The organism is Neorhizobium sp. USDA 3394, assembly GCF_056280385.1.
The window spans coordinates 114254-131349 of record NZ_JBWCDU010000002.1 but is presented as its reverse complement, the minus strand read 5'-3'; the positions used below and the strand labels follow the sequence as shown (position 1 = coordinate 131349).

At 62.3% G+C, this 17096-nt stretch carries 11 protein-coding genes and 1 pseudogene; 4 read left to right on the top strand and 8 right to left on the bottom strand.

What is annotated here, in order from left to right; genetic code table 11:
- Nucleotides 1-12: 12 nt before the first annotated feature.
- The 4 genes and pseudogenes from ACZ9EJ_RS22140 to ACZ9EJ_RS22125 all read right to left on the bottom strand — a co-directional run.
- Nucleotides 13-603: pseudogene (locus ACZ9EJ_RS22140) on the bottom strand (IS6 family transposase); the annotation flags it as partial.
- Nucleotides 604-639: 36 nt separating this feature from the next.
- Nucleotides 640-1062, bottom strand: a complete 423-nt coding sequence (locus tag ACZ9EJ_RS22135) for a type II toxin-antitoxin system VapC family toxin (RefSeq protein ID WP_046640558.1) — start codon at nt 1060-1062, stop codon at nt 640-642.
- A complete protein-coding gene (locus ACZ9EJ_RS22130; RefSeq protein ID WP_370650378.1) occupies nt 1059-1313 on the bottom strand; it encodes a type II toxin-antitoxin system prevent-host-death family antitoxin in 255 nt (84 codons plus the stop codon). Before ACZ9EJ_RS22130 ends, ACZ9EJ_RS22135 begins: the two co-directional genes overlap by 4 nt.
- Nucleotides 1314-1764: 451 nt before the next feature.
- Nucleotides 1765-1965, bottom strand: a complete 201-nt coding sequence (locus ACZ9EJ_RS22125; protein WP_476099848.1) for a hypothetical protein — start codon at nt 1963-1965, stop codon at nt 1765-1767.
- Between the two features lie 690 nt (nt 1966-2655).
- Here ACZ9EJ_RS22125 and ACZ9EJ_RS22120 point away from each other — a divergent pair.
- A complete protein-coding gene (locus ACZ9EJ_RS22120) occupies nt 2656-2910 on the top strand; it encodes a hypothetical protein (protein ID WP_046632977.1) in 255 nt (84 codons plus the stop codon).
- Between the two features lie 77 nt (nt 2911-2987).
- On the opposite strand, the gene ACZ9EJ_RS22115 is transcribed toward ACZ9EJ_RS22120, so the two are convergent.
- The 4 genes from ACZ9EJ_RS22115 to ACZ9EJ_RS22100 all read right to left on the bottom strand — a co-directional run bounded on the left by ACZ9EJ_RS22115 (nt 2988) and on the right by ACZ9EJ_RS22100 (nt 10962).
- Complete coding sequence (locus ACZ9EJ_RS22115; protein WP_476099847.1) at nt 2988-3494, bottom strand: hypothetical protein; 507 nt, start codon at nt 3492-3494, stop codon at nt 2988-2990.
- A 1571-nt stretch (nt 3495-5065) separates the two neighbouring features.
- Nucleotides 5066-5869 (bottom strand): TIGR02186 family protein, encoded by an 804-nt coding sequence (locus ACZ9EJ_RS22110; protein ID WP_052754151.1) that lies wholly within the window; start codon nt 5867-5869, stop codon nt 5066-5068.
- Nucleotides 5869-6795: a sulfite exporter TauE/SafE family protein gene (locus tag ACZ9EJ_RS22105; RefSeq protein ID WP_046632973.1), complete on the bottom strand. Its 927-nt coding sequence runs from the start codon at nt 6793-6795 to the stop codon at nt 5869-5871. The genes ACZ9EJ_RS22110 and ACZ9EJ_RS22105 overlap by 1 nt, the downstream gene beginning before the upstream one ends.
- Nucleotides 6796-7044: 249 nt before the next feature.
- A complete protein-coding gene (locus ACZ9EJ_RS22100) occupies nt 7045-10962 on the bottom strand; it encodes a peptidoglycan-binding protein (protein WP_476099846.1) in 3918 nt (1305 codons plus the stop codon).
- Between the two features lie 487 nt (nt 10963-11449).
- On the opposite strand from ACZ9EJ_RS22100, the gene ACZ9EJ_RS22095 reads away from it, so the two are divergent.
- The 3 genes from ACZ9EJ_RS22095 to ACZ9EJ_RS22085 all read left to right on the top strand — a co-directional run bounded on the left by ACZ9EJ_RS22095 (nt 11450) and on the right by ACZ9EJ_RS22085 (nt 17048).
- Nucleotides 11450-13243 carry an acyl-CoA dehydrogenase gene (locus ACZ9EJ_RS22095; RefSeq protein WP_046642536.1) on the top strand — a complete coding sequence of 598 codons (1794 nt, stop codon included), beginning with the start codon at nt 11450-11452 and terminating at the stop codon, nt 13241-13243.
- 205 nt (nt 13244-13448) lie between these two features.
- Nucleotides 13449-14657 (top strand): acetyl-CoA C-acetyltransferase, encoded by a 1209-nt coding sequence (locus ACZ9EJ_RS22090; RefSeq protein ID WP_046642535.1) that lies wholly within the window; start codon nt 13449-13451, stop codon nt 14655-14657.
- A gap of 174 nt (nt 14658-14831) precedes the next feature.
- On the top strand, nt 14832-17048 hold the full coding sequence (locus tag ACZ9EJ_RS22085; protein ID WP_046642534.1) for an FAD-dependent oxidoreductase: 2217 nt from the start codon (nt 14832-14834) through the stop codon (nt 17046-17048).
- Nucleotides 17049-17096 lie beyond the last annotated feature (48 nt).

Here is a 17096-nt window from a genome sequence, read left to right as displayed (position 1 = left end):
CGCAGATCTCTCTCATGCTCGGGTAATTTTCATCCACAGGTTCGTCGCCGCCGTTCGCAGTTCGCGATGGTGGTGGGAGGAGATGTCGTGGCGCGGGATTTGAAACAGGTTGGTGATCGATCATGGATGGAGACGAGCGTGGTAGATGTCGCTGTGACTTGAAGCGCTTGATGATCCGCGCTCGTCGCCGGACTGGCTGGTGAGAATTCTCCGCCCGATTGTTCAACCCTTTGTGGGAGCGATGCTCTACACCCGGCATGATCTCTCGCTTTGCTGCACCGTAGGACCGCAGCTTGTCTGTGATCATCATGCCCGGCGATCGTCCCTGACCCTTCAAGAGCTTGCGCATCAGGCGCTGGGCAGCCTTTGCATTTCGGCGGCTTTGTACGAGAACCTCCAGGACGAAACCGTCCTGATCAACTGCGCGCCACAGCCAATGCTTCTTGCCGCGGAGTGAAACATCGGCTTCATCGAGAGTTGTCTCCAAGCCGACCGGATGATCGACGACGGATCTCGTTGGCAAACGTGCGACCGAATTTCTCCGCCCGCAGCCGTACGGTGGTCCGAGACAATAATCCCACGGGCAGCCAGCAAGTCCAGCACCCGCGGTATCCTGTCATAGCATATGCGAAGGCCCAGTCAGGCCGCCCATGGGTCAACCATGTCTATTCCGAGGCCCTCAAAATCCTTGGTATTGCGTGTGGCAAGCGTCAAATCGTGAGCGATGGCCGTGGCCGCAATCAGACCGTCCATTGATGCGAGTCCCCGGCCGCTTCGCTTGGCAAGTGCCATCAGGTCACCCCACGCAAAAGCAACCGCACTTTCCACCGCAATAGCCCTGTTGTCGAAACGTTGGGGCAGATCATGCGCGAGCCACTCGTCCAGGGCGTCGCGCTTTCGCCCGTTTTCCATCAGCGCAACACCGCGGCGGATTTCGGCAATCGAGACAATGCTGATGAACGTTCGATCTTCATCAAGCCCGTGAAGCCAGTTCAAGACACCTTCAGCAGGGCGAGGTTTCGTAACTTCTGACAGAACATTCGTGTCGAGGAGCAGTCTCATAGGGACAAGTCACGCGGTTCGTCGCCTTGCCGCTCGATGTCCAGATCGGAACCACGCAGAGGCGATGCCAATAGAAATTCCGCAAGCGATCCTCTGCGCGCAGTCTTCTTCTGCCACTCTTCGGCAGAGACAACCACCACGCTCGGCTTCCCATTGCGGGTGATGGTCTGAGGTGCCAACTGGGCGCGCTCCATAACTTCCGAGAGTTTTGCCTTCGCCCCCGCAACCGTCCAGATCATATCATCGTGCATTGATGATCGCATTGTCTCACTTATAACTAGAATGACCATAGTGACTATAATGATTGAGCGGCGTCTCTGCAAGCGCGCGGTCAAACTATACAGGGGAGGGACGCCGGCAGCGTCGTCTACAGATCAATTACGGGCGTTCGTGCTTCGTTCGGTCTCAGTGTGTCACCCGGAACAGTTCTTGTTCCGCCCCCACGGTTCGCACGCAGCGTCAGACGACCAAGACCGACGGCATCAAGATCCATACGATCGCGTTCATGGCTGGGCGAACGGCAAGAGCCTGCTCGATTACTGCTCCAGCGGCGCCGGGTATTACTCCGAGCCGAACAATATGACGGCGCTGGTCGAGCTTCGGCGAAATCGCCCGCACAGCCGCTAAGACTGGAACCCGCTTGACCCACCGACCTGTGACCGATGTCTAGCCGGGCGCTTCCGAGGGCTCGGTGCCCATCTCTCAGTTCCGGTCGATCTGAATTTCCGTTCCGCTATCCCGCACGATATGCAGGTCCCGGATTATGCCGGCGGCATCAAGAAGTGCAGCCTTGACCTCTTCGGGCGATCGATTGCCCAGGTCCAAGGCCACGGCAGTCGTCTGCAGGTCGATAACTGCGTCGGCTGCCGTATTGCTACGCGGGATACCGAGTGTCTCCCTCATATCGCGGATCGTCGTTATCGCGCGGGTTCAGTAGGCGGCGAGCTTCTTCTCCATGGAGCTTCTCGACCTCATTGGCTGCACGGACCGGTACCGCGATGAAGTTGTTTGTGGGACTCAATGCAGCGTGACCTTATCAGGCGCCATACCCGCCGAGTTCATATAGTCTGCCAAGGTATCGGCACTGTCTTGCGGCAGGCCGCAAAAGGGCTCGCCCCGGAGAACCACAGTACGGCCGTTGGTGGTGTCGAATATTTCCCAGGTATGTTCGCCGTCTTTGCGAACGTCAAAGCGGTGGTGTGTGCTCATGCCGGAAAACTGACACGAAGTTGCAGGGAGTCAAGCACCGGCGACGAACGAAAAGAGCCCCGCTTTCGCGAGGCTCGATAACCTTGGGAGGGGACTGCTTGGAACTCGGGTGCAGAGTATCAGATTTACCTGCAAAAGCTGTGTTGGATTGGTCACACTCTTGAGAGACTTGACAATTGCCAAGCTGGCAACGAAGGTTTTTAGGGAAACTGGACCTCGAGGTCTGGTTCCGGCCCCCCTTGTCCTGGTAGACCTATGGGGCGTTCCCTGTGTACTTGCTGCCCCGTATCCTTAACCGGTTGCGGGGTTTTTTCTGATTTGATCTCCAGCTGTTTTGAGGAACTGAGGGGTTGCGCAGCGGCAACAAAATGATCAACTGCCGCCATGACCAAAGATGAAGTTGAAGCGTTCGTTGCCGCCATGATCGAAGCTGGAAGCAACATCCAGGCGATCGGGACGATCGGCTATGTTCTGGCCGAGCCGGTCGATCCAACTGACAGGGAAGCTTACCGCCGCATCGAGCTCGTTTCCTCGGCGTTCGGCGAGCGAGACCACCTGAAGGATGACATTATCGCCTATCTCCACGAAATCGGTCGAGTGGTGGAAATCCCGGTGGAGCCCGACGCCGGCTTGTCATGACTATACAGAGCGGATGACAGAAACCTCCGGCCTCCGCCGTTCAACGGGCGGCGCGACTCGAATAATGCGTCGGAGACTTACGGCTTGCCAGCATAGGTCGTAGAGAAATTTTCCGGCAGTCGAAACGTTTGGTCGTCGGCCAGAGCCTGTTGGCGGTATTCGTTCAAAATGTAGACTACGGCGGCGTCTGATTTTGACCATCCGCCTGGAAGTCCGCCATCTGCGCCGGTGAGGGTGCGCGCAAACGCTGTTCCGCGCGGTTTCTTGGAAGCGTTGGCGCTGTAGTTGAAGCTAATCATGGTTACGCCGAGCCGAGGGCGTGAGACAAAGAATCTGTCCACGTCGCGCCATGGAATTTTGAACGGTGACCGCTGACTCCCCCCGGAAAGGGTTAGGCCTTCGTTGTCCAAAGTCAGCCGATAGGGCCGAAAGAGCATTGCCACAAAGGCAATCGAGCACATGGCAAAAAACAGGTCAGCCCAATAGCTCACGCGCGGCGAAAGAACACCTCCCACTACGAAGACAAGGGACCCGAGTAACAAGAGGATTGTCTTCTTACGCGACGTCACGATTTCGGTTTTCATGCTGCAAATTGGCAAGGTGAGGTAGTTTTCGTCAAGGAGGTCCTCCTTCCTAGGAAACACCCGCATAGGTATAGCGGCCTACTTGGGTTGGGGAACTCCCAAAATCCGGGGGGCGACGAGGATATTGCCTCACGGGTGGAACGTCTGCCCTCGGTCGCAGTTCGAATAACGGGCGTAGCGACCCTTCCAATCATCGGCACCTCCACCGATGCCGCTGCGTCTCCGACTACTCCGAAAATCCCCTGACTCGGCCCGCTCCTGCGGGCTTCTTTTTAGGGTTCGGTCACTCCATCTTGCGGCGCACGGCCTTCAGCAGCTCATCTACTTCGGCGTTAGTTCCGGCCCCTAGCATGAGAGTGTCCATGACCTCGATTATAGCCGCCATAGTCTCGAGTTCGTTCCACCCGGCGCGCTCTGCCGCCGATATTACATCTTGCAATGGAGGAAAGACCGCCATCTGACAAAAAATGTGGCGGTTCTCGTCACCGCGCGGAACCAGTGGGGGAGCGACGTCGGTCATGGCAATTGAGATAGGTGTCGCGCCGAAACCGGCAAGGCTTGAAGTGAGTACTGTAAATGCGGACTGGCGCATGTGAGGGGAGGGGTCGCGAGAGCGTGTTCGTGGGGGCGACGAACGATCTAATGAGGGACGGGTATTTGCCCTCGCGACAGCAATGAAACCGGGAGCGGCACAGATAGTTCCACATCAGGGACGAAGAGCGGGAAATTTTCTAGACCGCGCGAGTACGGAAAGACGCCAAGTCGGAAGCGAATGCCTCATCCATCATTGATCTAACACTGCTCCATGCCGGCGGGACACCTTGCCAGATATTTCGATCGGGGAGGGCGCGATAGACCTGATAAGTAAATATAGGAGTGTTCTGCGGCCTCGTTCGCACGCAAACCCGGTAGCTTTTTCCGCAAATATCTCGTTCAAATACCAGACGTTCCATATTCCATCCCTCTTTCGACCCCATGTAGGGCGATTGAGAGGCGCGCATCTTGATCGAAGTCAAGAATGCGGAAATTTTCCCGGAACGACAAGCCGCGCCTCCTTTACCTCCTCATGGCCGAGCCGGGCAAAGCGGTCGGTGGGAGCCGACCGACCACTTTCGTTCAGGGCCTATCGCTTTCCCCACACTGCCGCGGCCCACGTTGAAAGCCAGTTCCGTGGCGAGCGTCATGTGTTTCACTACCAACGCGGCGTTGGCAGGCGATCGGTTATGGCAATAGAGCTCTCTACAGCGTCCCACCGAATGCCGGCGGCTGCATCGACTCGTGCTTGGTGCCTGGCTAGGGCCGGGACGAGGTCAATCAATGCTTGCCTTGGAGTGTCCGTCATTTGCCATCGCTACCTCGTCAACTCAGGGAGAATGTCGTGATTTGCCCTGCTTTTCCACGCTGAACAAAACACCCGGTGGAAATCTGGGATAGCCACACCTTCGTCACATCCTTGTCAGGTTTCCTCGCTCATGTCAGGTGAGGAGGTGCGCCATGTCACTCGCCTATCATGCACGGGCATCGTCATCTCACATCAAGTTCCACATTCCGCTAAGTTGACGATGCGATGCTCAGTCCTTGCGGAAGACGATGCTGGCGCCCCAGCCCGTGATGATGGCGATCAGCACGCACAGGAAACCGTAGGCGAGCGGCCGGTCATGGGCGGCGTCGGTGATCGCCTGTTCGATGCCGGTCTTGACCACCCGCAGCGGCATTTCCCGCTGGTTGATCAGCTGGCCGCTCTTGAACAGGTAGGCGCGCACCATGTGCATCCCGTCCGGAATGTTGGCCGGCAGTTTCAGCGAGGCGCGGAACAGGCTCGACGAGACAAAGCGCACGCCGCTCGTGTCGCGCTGATAAAGTCCGTTCGACAGCTTCAGGCGCCGATAGGCGTCGCGGAATTCGCCGATCATGCCGGAATCGGGGATGTAGCCGACCGGGTTCAGAGCCAGGTGGTCGATGCCGACCCCGATATTGTTGAGGCTCGGCGCCTCGTCGATGCTGTCGATCATCCGGGTGCTGGCGAGCGAATAGCTTTCCGGCACCTGTTCGAAGGTCAGGCCCTCGGTGTTCATCCAGATCCCGAAGACGCGCTCCTTCTTGCGCACCGTCGCATAGTCCTTCGGCCCTTCGAGCGTCACGACAACGTCGTATTGGCCGATCGCCAGGAACAGTTCGTCGGCGTTGGTCAGCGCCCCGAAGATCGTCAGGTCGGCGCCGCGGAAATCCGAAGCGATGGCGATTTCGCTGGTCGAGGTGCCGATCTCCAGCCCCTCCTTGACGCCTGATGCCTGCCCGAACGGCACCTGCGCCTCGACCGGGAAGGCGAGTGCCAGGAACGGCAGGAGGAGGGCGGTGCGGAGAAACCGGCGCATCAGTAGGACATCCCTCCGACAGCGACCGAATAGACGTCGTTCGGCGTGACGATCAGCCCGATCGCCAGGCGGATGCCGACGGCGAGAACCAGCAGCGCCAGGAGCGCGCGCAGCTGTTCGCCGCGCAGCTTCTGCCCGACGCGAACGCCGTATTGCGCGCCGATCACGCCCGCCACCATCAGGATCGTCGCCAGCACGATGTCGACGGAATAGTTGGTCGCCGCCTGCACCATTGTCGTGTAGGCGGTGACGAAAATGATCTGGAACAGCGAGGTGCCGACGACGACGCTGGTGGGGATGCGCAGGAGATAGATCATCGCCGGCACCATGATGAAGCCGCCGCCGACGCCCATGATCGAGGTCAGCACGCCGATGCCGAAGCCGAGCCCGACCACCGGAATGGCGGAAAGATAGATCTTCGATTTCTTGAACCGCATCTTGAGCGGCAGCCGGTGCACCCAGTTGTGCTGGCCGGGACGCTTGATCGGTAGTGGGTTGTTGTTCTTCGCCCGGCGCATCGCCCGGACGCTTTCCTGCAGCATCAGCGCGCCGATCGAGCTCAGCAGCACGACGTAGAGCAGCGAGATGAACAGATCGAGCTGCCCGATACGCCTCAGCCACGAGAAGACCCACACACCCGCCGTCGCGCCCGCAAGGCCGCCGATAAGCAGGACCGAGCCGAGTTTCATGTCGAGCGTGCCACGCCTGAAATGGGTGATCGCGCCGGAAATCGAGGAGGCGACGACCTGGTTTGCGCCGGTTGCGACCGCCACCACCGGCGGGATGTTGTAGAAGATCAAAAGCGGCGTGATCAGGAAGCCGCCGCCGACGCCGAACATGCCCGAGAGAAAGCCCACGGCCGCGCCCATGCCCAGGATGATGAAGATGTTCACCGACAGCTCTGCGATCGGCAGGTAGACAGTCACGGCAGAACCTCGACACGGCAAAAAGCGACGCCCTCGCGGGCGGTTCGCGATGTGGTTGTCCGCCCGTTGCGGCGATGGGAACGTGATCTCACATGCCATGTGAACAGGGCATGAAGGGTGTCACCCGTCATGCGCCCGGGCGCCGCTGCAAGTCAATTCGCAAGTGCCGGATAATGCGGCAATTTTACTGTTTTTGTGATGGCGTGATTAATATCGCGCAACTCCCCGATCCCGGTCGGGTAAGTCGACTTACTTGTTCTTGGCCAGCAGTTCCTTGACCAGCGCGTCGGTGATCTTGCCGTTCGGCTCCTGGCCGACCGAGGTCTGGAAGGCCTTGATCGCCGTCACGGTCTTGGCGCCCATCTTGCCGTCGGCCGTGCCGGCGTCGAAACCGCTCTTGTTGAGGATCGCCTGGATGTTGCGGATCGCCTTTTCCATGTCGACCGAGGCCGTGGTGAGCGGCTTGCCGGAAGCCCATTCGTCCGGGAGATTGACGGAATTGGCCTTCGGGTCGAGCGGCTTCACCTTCCATTGGTCCGCCTTGGCGCGGGCGCTTTCGAGCTGTTCCTTGCGCATGGCGTTGGCCACCTCGTCGCGTTTCTGGGCGGCGTCCTTGTCGCCTCCCTTGGCCGCGACCGCGAACCACTTGTAGGATTCCTCAAGATCCTGCTTCACGCCGTTGCCGCGGGCAAGCAGGATGGCGAGGTTGAACTGGCTGTCGGCGACGCCGAAGTCGGCGGCCTTGGCGAACCAGGAGACGGCTGCGGGATAGTCCGGCTGGCCGGCGGCGCCCGAAGCCTGGAGCACGGCCAGATTGTGCATGGCGCTGGCATTGCCGGCGTCGGCGGCCTGCTTGTAATAGGTCATCGCCTTGGTCAGGTCGCGGGAAACGCCGGTGCCCTTTTCGAAGAGGTTGGCGAGCCGGTATTGCGCCGGTGCCAGACCGCGGTCGGCGGCGAGCTTGTACCAGTTGGCGGCCTCCGACAGATCGCTCTTGACGCCCTTTCCGTCGGTGAAGCGAGCGCCGATCTCGAAAAGCGCGTTCGGGTCGCCGGCAGCGGCCGCGTCGGCAAGCGACTTCGGTTCGATACCGACCGGAACCACGATCGCGGCCAAAGCATCGGCCTTGGGCACGGCGGCGAAGGTGTTCTGTGCCGGAAGCGGGTTGCCGGCCGGCTCCATCACGGAGGGCTGGCCCGTCGCCGGGCGCGGATCGGTCAGATGGTTCGCCATCGCTGGCGCTTGTTCGACGGGTGGGGTCGGCGCGGCTGCGATATCCGCGTCGCTTTCGGCGCCGTCGGTCGCAGCCTGGTCCTCGACCGCCGGCATGCCCTTGCTGCCGCTCATGTTGGCCGGCGCGGCCGGCCGTGCGGGGGCTTCGATCGCCGGTGCCGGCGCCGCGGGAGCCTTCGTGCGGCTTGTCAGCGTCTTGGCGAGCGGCATCGCCATCAGCACCAGAAGCACGGCGCCGACCGCCATCAGGATCGGACGGCGATGCTGCGAAAGCATGGCGCCGAAACCCTTGTTGGCGGAAGCCTTGGCGGCCTTGCGCAAGTCCTTGGAGGGCGAACCGCCCTGCGAGGGATCGGTTTCCTGGGCGGCCGCCTTGGCGGCGCGGCGGGCGGCGGCAATATAGTCGGCGCGTTCCGCGGCGCTCGTCCGGTCGGTGTCGAATTCACCGGCGACCTGGCTGGCGCGAACCCGCTCGAGGATCTTCTTGACATCGGGTGCGCCGGAGCCGGGCTCCAGAAGGTCGTTTTCGCGATCCGCCGGCAGCACGTCGGAGGGGTCAAGTGGGGGGGTCGGCTCGATCACGGTGCGGCCACCCTTCGGCGCCTCGGCCTTGCCGCCGGGCAGGAAGCGGCGGGAAAGCTCGGTCAGAAGGCTGGTCTTGGTGGCCTTGTCCCTGGTCGGATTGTCCTTGATGGCGGTTTTCGTGTCGGCATGGTCGGCGCGAAGGACCGTTTCGTCCAAGGACGTTTCTTCCGGGGCTCTTGCACGGTGACCGAAGGCCGCGGCCGGCTGTTCGTCCGCCTCGGCCTCTGCCAACTCGTGGCGCATCAGCTCTTCGGCTGCCGCGACGGAAAGCTGGGCGGCCGCCGGCATGGCCGGGGCGGGGCGGGCTTCGTAACGGGACGGTTCGTCATGATGGCGATCCCGCTCCGCAGGAGCGGAGGCGACAAGCCGTTCTTCCATGCCGTCCAGGCGGTCGGCGATCTGCACCAGCGTGCCGTGCAGGGCTTCGAAGGTCTGGTGGGTGCGGTCGTCCGAATGCCGGGTCAGGTCTTCGAGGTGGCGAAGGTCGTCTGCAAGCGCCGAAAGTGCCGCCATGTCCGCGGCGCCGCCCGGTGCGCCCGCCATGCCGTTGCGCGAATAGGCTTCCACCACCGTCTCGGCCGCCTGGCGGGCGGCCTCGATGATATATTCGTCATTGGTCGCCATATAGCTTTCGAGCGCCGTCATGCGGTTTTCGAATTCGGCGGGAGGCGCGCCGGCGCCTGGCTGCGGCTGGCTGATCAGCACCGAAAGATGCGCAATCTGGTCCTCGAGACTGCGAAGCGCGCCGTCTTCGCCGCGCGGCGACGCCGTTGCCTCGTCAAGCCGGGCGGCAATGTCGGTCAGCCGCTCTTCGATCCGTCCGAAGGCGTGTTCGTCGATCGCCGACTGGGCCTGCGGCTGATAACCGATTTCCTCGATCCGGCGGGCGAGGTGGTCGAGCCGTTCGGCGAGCACCTCACTGACGCTACCCTGCTCCAGCCCGTCGATCTTGCGTGAGATATCGGCGAGATAGGCGGAAAGGTCGGGGTCCTGGGATGGCTTCTGGGCCTGTTCCAGGATCAGCGAAAGCTGTTCGAGCCGTTCCTCCAGCCGCATCGCGGCCTGTTCGTCGGTGAGCTCCTCGATGCGGCCGGTCAACGCCTCGATGCGGGCGGACAGCGCTTCGGTCGGATCGAACTGGGTGTGAGTTGCCCGGCTTATCGCGTCGATCTGGTCGGCGAGCGCGCCGATGCGGCCGTCCAGCCGCTGCAGGAAGGATTGGTCGATCGAGGCCGAGGCCGATGCGCGGCTGCCGGCGGCGATCGCGCGGCTGATCTCGTCCAGCCGCTCGTCCAATGTCGCGAACTGTTCGGCGATGAGCACATCGTTCGGCTGCATGCGCGAGCCGAGCTGCTCCATGGCGCTCGCGACCGTGATCAGCTTCTGTTCGAGCGCCCGGATGACCGGGCTGTCGCTCATCGCGCCGAGCTGGCCCTTGATGTCGTCGATGCGGTAGGCGAGCGACACGAGTTCTTCGCGCAGGGCCGTCGGATCGAGGCCGTGCATGCGGTCTTCGAGACCCTGCCAGCGGGTTTCCATCCGCCGCACGGAATCTTCGCGGGCAAGGCCGTCCATGACGGCGCGCAGTTCCTCGAACTCGCTGCGAAGGCCGGCGGCCTCCGGCGTTGCCTGGTAGCCGAGCTGGCTGATGCCTTCGGCAAGCCGGGCAAGGTCGCTGCGCAGGTCCTCGGTGAAGTGCTGGTCCTCGGCAAGCGATCTGATCGAGCGGATTTCGGAGCGTAGCGCGGTCATCTCGCGGCCGACGCTCTCGGAAATGTCCTGTTTCAACTCCTGGCGCAGGCTGACCAGCGCCTGGGCGATGTCCCGCATGCCGTTGTCGGCTGGCTGTTGCGGCTGCGGCGCCGGCATGCGCGGCGGTGCGGCCGGGCGGCGCGGTTCTTCACGGCGTGGTGCGGGCGCCACCGGGCGCGTTTCGGTATAACGGGTCGCTTCGGCGCGAACGGGAGCCTGGCGCACCGGCGGGCGATAGGCTTCCGGCGGGCGCAGTTCGGTGCGACGCGGTTCGGGATGACGTGGCTCCTCGCGGCGCAGTTCGGGAGCCCGCGGACGTTCGGGCCTCGCACCGCGGTCGCGGCTGGCGTCGAGCATGCGCTGGCGCTCGCGGATCTCGGCAAGCGGATCGCTTGCGAATTGCGGTTCGCGATAGGTGGCGGGCTGTGCGGGCCGGCGCTCCAGGCGCGGATCGGCTGGCTTCGGCACGCGGGCATCACGCGCCGTGCCCGACATCAACCCCTCGATACGCGCTTCAAGCCCTTCGATGGTGCGGTTCAACGCATCCAGGGAAGAGCGGTCGCCGGGACGGGAAGGGGTCGGTCGTGATCCGTTCATGTGCTCGCTCGTTTCGACTTTGTACCTGCCGGCTCTCGCAACGACCTTGTTTCAGGGGATACGGAATTCCCGCCAATCAGCCATACATTAGAGATGCCTTACGCAGGACTTGCCATTTCAGCGGACGCGGGACATCTTGAGTTAAATGGACCGCGTCGCCAGAGAGCCCACTATTTCCTTAAACGTGGTAAACAAGTCGTTAACCTGAACGAAAATTTTAACCTTTTCGATGCGTTTGGCGGCTTTGCAATGATGACGTTGCGCCTGCCGTCTCTATCTTCCGGCTTTCCCATCCAGCCTCGCAACTGTTCGGTCCGTTAATACTGTACCCAGGACGGAGGAGTGGCGGCGGTGCAGATCGCCGAAGTTCACGCCGTCGCAATTGACGTTTACGCGAACGTCAATTATTTGTGGTGGAAAGGATGCGGATCCTGCCGTGAGCCGAAGGCCGGGCCGATCCGCTGACGAGATTTGGAGGAAGCTCGACATGCCAGTGTACAAGGCCCCGCTAACCGATACGCTTTTCATTCTCAACGACGTGCTCGGCCTTGAGCGCTACGGCAATCTGCCGGGCTTTGCCGATGCTACTCCCGACATGCTGGAAGCGATCATCGGCGAGGCGGCCAAGGTGGCCGAGGATGTGCTCTTTCCGCTGAACCTTTCCGGCGACCAGGAAGGCTGCGCCCGCCATGACGACGGCACGGTCTCGGTGCCGAAGGGCTTCAAGCAGGCCTACGACCAGTATTGCCAGGCCGGCTGGATCGGTCTTGCCGTACCGGAGGAATACGGCGGCCAGGGCCTGCCTTACACGTTGCACGCCGCCGTCGGCGAATACATGTCGTCGGCCAACATGTCGCTGATGATGTATCCGGGCCTGACCCAAGGCGCGATTGCCGCGATCCTCGTGCATGGTTCTGACGAGCAGAAGAAGACTTACCTGCCGAAAATGGTCGCCGGTACCTGGTCGGGCACCATGAACCTCACCGAACCCCATTGCGGTACCGATCTCGGCCTCCTGCGTTCGAAGGCGGTGCCTCAAGGCGATGGCTCCTACAAGATTTCCGGCCAGAAGATTTTCATCTCCGCCGGCGAACACGGCATGACCGACAATATCGTCCACCTGGTGCTCGCCCGCATCGAAGGCGCACCGGAAGGCACCAAGGGCATCTCGCTCTTCATCGTTCCGAAGTTCATGGTCAATGCCGACGGATCGCTCGGAGCCCGCAACGGTGTGACCTGCGGCGCGATCGAACACAAGATGGGCATCCACGGCAACGCCACCTGCGTCATGAACTATGACGAGGCGACCGGCTTCCTGATCGGCGCTGAGAACAAGGGCCTCGCCGCGATGTTCGTTATGATGAACGAAGCCCGCCTCGGTGTCGGCCTGCAGGGCCTCTCGATTGCCGAGACGGCCTATCAGAACGCCGTCATGTATGCCCGCGAGCGCATCCAGGGCCGCTCGCTCTCCGGCCCCAAGGCGCCGGATAAGAAGGCCGATCCGATCATCGTCCATCCTGACATCCGCCGCTCGCTGATGACCATCAAGGCCTTCAACGAGGCCGGCCGCGCCTTCCTGCTGTGGACGGCGCTGAAATCCGACATCGCTCACCGCTCGGAAGATGCGGCGGAGCGCCAGAATGCCGACGACCTGCTCGGCCTCGCGACCCCGATCTTGAAGGGTGTCATGACCGACAAGGGCTTCGAGCATGCCGTGATGGCCCAGCAGGTGTTCGGCGGCCACGGCTATATCGAGGAACACGGCATGAGCCAGTATGTCCGCGATGCCCGCATCACCATGATTTACGAAGGTGCCAATGGCATCCAGGCGCTCGACCTCGTCGGGCGTAAATTGGCGCTGAACGGCGGCCGCGCCGTGATGGCGATGTTCAAGGAGATCGGCGATTTCTGCGAGGAAAACCGCGCCGACGAGAACATGGCGCCCTTCACCAAGGGTCTCAAGAAGGGCTTGAACGACCTGCAGGCCTCCACCATGTGGTTCATGCAGAACGCCATGGCCAAGCCCGACAATGCCGGCGCCGGCTCGACCGACTACATGCACCTCTTCGGCCTGGTGACGCTCGGCTACATGTGGGCCAAGATCGCCAAGGCAGCGCAAGACCGGCTGGCTAACGGCGACGCTCGCGCCGACTACCTGAAGAACAAGCTGGTCACGGCGAAATTCTTCATGGAAAAGATCATGCCGGAAACCGCGGTGCGGAAGGTACGCATCGAGGCTGGAGCCGACAGCGTGATGGAACTGGCCGCGGAAGCGTTCTGATTTAGGTCTTTCTTCTCCCCGGCGGGGAGAAGGTGGCCCGAAGGGCCGGATGAGGGGGCGCGCCGAAGGCGCTCTTGTTTCTGGCTCCGGCTTTGCCGGAGACTCCCTCATCGCCTTGCATTCGCTCGGCACTTCTCCCCGCTGGGGAGAAGAGGGAAGACAAAGAATTCGAAGGCGCTACAGCGCCACCCAGGGAGATGACACCATGACCGAAGTCTTCATTTACGACCACGTCCGCACGCCGCGCGGCCGCGGCAAGAAGGATGGGGCTCTGCACGAAGTGCCGTCCGTGCGCCTCGCCGCCAAGACGCTGGAGGCGATCCGCGACCGCAACGGCCTCGACACATCTTATGTCGACGACATCATCATGGGCTGCGTCGATCCGGTCATGGATGCCGGCGCCGTCATCCCCAAGGCCGCCGCCTTCGAGGCTGGTTATTCCACCAGGGCGCCCGGCATGCAGATCTCCCGCTTCTGCGCCTCCGGGCTCGATGCGGTCAACTTCGCGGCCGGCAAGGTTGCGGCCGGTTCCGACGACATCGTAGTTGCCGGCGGCGTCGAGTCGATGTCGCGCGTCGGCATGGGCATGTCAGGCGGGTCCTGGTACATGGATCCGTCCGTCAATTTCCCGGCCTACTTCATGCCGCAGGGCGTCTCGGCAGACCTGATCGCCACCAAATACGGCTTTACTCGCGACGACGTCGACGCCTACGCGGTCGAAAGCCAGAAGCGCGCCGGCAAGGCCTGGGACGCCGGCTACTTCAAGAACTCCGTCATCCCCGTCAAGGACCAGAACGGCCTGACCATCCTCGACCGCGACGAGCACATGCGGCCGACCACCGACATGCAGTCGCTGGCCTCGCTCAACCCGTCCTTCCAGATGCCGGGCGAGATGGGCGGCTTCGAAGCCGTCGGCATCCAGGCCCATCCGGAAATCGAGCGCATCACCTACGTCCACCACGCCGGCAATTCGTCGGGCATCGTCGATGGCGCCGCGGCCGTGCTGATCGGCTCCAAGGCCGGTGGTGAAGCCATGAGCCTGAAACCGCGCGCCCGCATCCGCCACTTCGCCAACATCGGCTCCGACCCGGCGCTGATGCTGACCGGCCCGGTCGACGTCACCGAGAAGCTTTTGGCCCGCTCCGGCATGAAGATCTCCGACATCGACCTCTTCGAACTCAACGAAGCCTTCGCCGCCGTGGTTCTCCGCTACATGCAGGCTTTCGACATCCCGCACGACAAGATCAACGTCAACGGCGGCGCCATCGCCATGGGCCACCCGCTCGGCGCCACCGGCGCGATGATCCTGGGCACGGTGCTCGACGAGCTGGAACGCCGCGACCTCAACACCGCGCTGGTCACGCTTTGCATCGGCGCCGGCATGGGCACGGCGACGATCATCGAGAGAGTTTGAGGGGAGAGACCCCCTCGTCCGCCTGCCGGCACCTTCTCCCCAAGGGGAGAAGAGGAATGCCGCAACGCCTCTGATCTTCCTCTCCCCTCGGGGAGAGGGTGGCCGAGCGAAGCGGAGGCCGGGTGAGGGGGCGGTTCGGAACACCAGAGAATTTCAGGGAAGAGGAATCCCATCATGAGCACCTACAAGAACTTCACCGTCGAAACCGACGCGGACGGCATCGCTCTCGTCACCTGGGACATGCCCGACAAGTCGATGAACGTCTTCACCATGGAGGTGATGGACGAGATCGAGGCGATCGTCGACGCGACCGTTGCGGACGCCGCCGTCAAGGGCGTCGTCTTCACCTCCGGCAAGTCGTCCTTCTCCGGCGGCGCCGATCTCACCATGATCAAGTCGATGTTCTCGATGCTCGCCGAGGAACAGGCCAAGGACCCGGCCACGGCCGCTCAAAAACTGTTCGATGCCGCCGGGCGCATGTCGTGGCTGTGGCGCAAGGTCGAGACCAACGGCAAACCCTGGGTCTCGGCGATCAACGGCACCTGCATGGGCGGCGCGTTCGAACTGTCGCTCGCCTGCCACGGCCGCGTCGCTGCCAATTCCAAGTCGGTTAAAATTGCACTTCCGGAAGTCAAGGTCGGCATTTTCCCGGGCGCCGGCGGCACCCAGCGCGTGCCGCGGCTGGCCAACGCCCAGGATGCCCTGCAGATGATGACGACCGGCACGTCGCTGACCGCCCAGCGCGCCAAGGCCATGGGCCTCGTGCACCAGGTCGTCGAGCCCGCCGAACTGATCAACGCCGCCAAGCAGATGATCAAGGACGGCTTGAAGCCCGTCGCCCCCTGGGACGAGAAGGGTTTCAAGGTCCCCGGCGGCGGCATCTGGACGCCGGCTGCCGCCCAGCTCTGGCCGGCCGCCCCCGCCATCCTGCGCCGCGAAAGCGCCGGCAATTATCCGGGTGCGCTCGCCATCCTGAAATGCGTCTATGAAGGCCTGCAGCTTCCCTTCGATACCGGCCTCAAGGTCGAGCAGCGGTATTTCACCGAAATCCTGCGCACCACCGAAGCGTTTTCGATGATCCGCTCGCTGTTCGTCTCGATGCAGGAACTCGGAAAGGGTGCTCGCCGCCCGGCAGGCGTGCCCAAGACGGAGTTCTCTAAGATCGGCGTCGTCGGCGCCGGCTTCATGGGCGCCTCGATCGCCTATGTGACGGCCGCCGCCGGCATTCCCGTCACCCTCATCGATCGTGACCAGGAGGCTGCCGACAAGGGCAAGGCCCATTCCGAAAAGCTGGTGGCCGATCAGGTCGGCAAGGGCCGGATGACCAAGGAAGAGGGCGAAAAGCTTCTCTCGCTTATCACCCCCACCCCGGATTACCAGGCGCTGTCCGACGCAAGCCTCGTCGTCGAGGCGGTGTTCGAGGATCGCGCGGTCAAGAAGGCGGTCATCGAGGCGGTCGAAGCGGTCATCCCGCAAACCACCATCTTTGCCTCCAACACCTCGACCCTGCCGATCACCGGTCTTGCCGAGAATTCGAAGCGTTCCGACCAGTTCATCGGCGTGCATTTCTTCTCGCCGGTCGAAAAGATGATGCTGACCGAGGTCATCCTCGGCGAAAAATCGGGAGATAAGGCGCTGGCCGTGGCGCTCGATTTCGTCGCCGCGATCAAGAAGACTCCGATCGTCGTCAACGATACCCGCGGCTTTTATGTCAACCGCTGCGTCTTCCGGTATATCAACGAAGCCTATGACATGCTGATCGAAGGCGTGCCGGCGGCGATGATCGAAAATGCTGCAAAAATGGCTGGCATGCCGGTCGGCCCGCTGTCGCTCAACGACGAGGTCGCCGTCGATCTGTCACAGAAGATCATGAAGGCCTCGATCGCCGATCTTGGCCCCAATGCCGTCAAGCCGGAGCACATGGCGCTGGTCGACCAGTTGGTCGACGTGTTCGACCGCCGAGGCCGCAAGAATTTGAAGGGTTTTTACGAATATCCGGCCAAGCCCGCCAAGAAATTCCTCTGGCCCGAGCTGAAGACCCTCTATCCGCAGAAACGCGCCAACGAGGTGGATGTCGCCGTGCTGAAACAGCGCCTGCTGGTGACGATCGCGCTCGAAGCCGCCCGCACCGTGGAGGAAGGCATCGTCACCGACCCGCGCGAAGCCGACGTCGGCTCCATCCTCGGCTTCGGCTTCGCCCCCTATACCGGCGGCACGCTCTCCTACATCGACGGCATGGGCGTGAAGACCTTTGTCGCGCTCTGCGAAAAGCTGGCCGCAAGCTACGGCCCGCACTTCAAGCCGACGCCGCTCTTGAAGGACATGGCGGCGAAGGACGAGACGTTTTATGGGCGGTTTGACCCGTACCCGAAAGTGGGGGAGGCGGCGTGAGGCTCTGAAGAAGCGTTGCAAGGAGCGCCGCCTGGGGCCGTTCCGGTC

Bases quoted from the DNA above. Each gene is read 5' to 3' on its own strand.
- ACZ9EJ_RS22135 (WP_046640558.1), bottom strand. From the start codon at position 1,062: ATGAGACTGCTCCTCGACACGAATGTTCTGTCAGAAGTTACGAAACCT.
- ACZ9EJ_RS22130 (WP_370650378.1), bottom strand. From the start codon at position 1,313: ATGCACGATGATATGATCTGGACGGTTGCGGGGGCGAAGGCAAAACTC.
- ACZ9EJ_RS22125 (WP_476099848.1), bottom strand. From the start codon at position 1,965: ATGAGGGAGACACTCGGTATCCCGCGTAGCAATACGGCAGCCGACGCA.
- ACZ9EJ_RS22120 (WP_046632977.1), top strand. From the start codon at position 2,656: ATGACCAAAGATGAAGTTGAAGCGTTCGTTGCCGCCATGATCGAAGCT.
- ACZ9EJ_RS22115 (WP_476099847.1), bottom strand. From the start codon at position 3,494: ATGAAAACCGAAATCGTGACGTCGCGTAAGAAGACAATCCTCTTGTTA.
- ACZ9EJ_RS22110 (WP_052754151.1), bottom strand. From the start codon at position 5,869: ATGCGCCGGTTTCTCCGCACCGCCCTCCTCCTGCCGTTCCTGGCACTC.
- ACZ9EJ_RS22100 (WP_476099846.1), bottom strand. From the start codon at position 10,962: ATGAACGGATCACGACCGACCCCTTCCCGTCCCGGCGACCGCTCTTCC.
- ACZ9EJ_RS22095 (WP_046642536.1), top strand. From the start codon at position 11,450: ATGCCAGTGTACAAGGCCCCGCTAACCGATACGCTTTTCATTCTCAAC.
- ACZ9EJ_RS22090 (WP_046642535.1), top strand. From the start codon at position 13,449: ATGACCGAAGTCTTCATTTACGACCACGTCCGCACGCCGCGCGGCCGC.
- ACZ9EJ_RS22085 (WP_046642534.1), top strand. From the start codon at position 14,832: ATGAGCACCTACAAGAACTTCACCGTCGAAACCGACGCGGACGGCATC.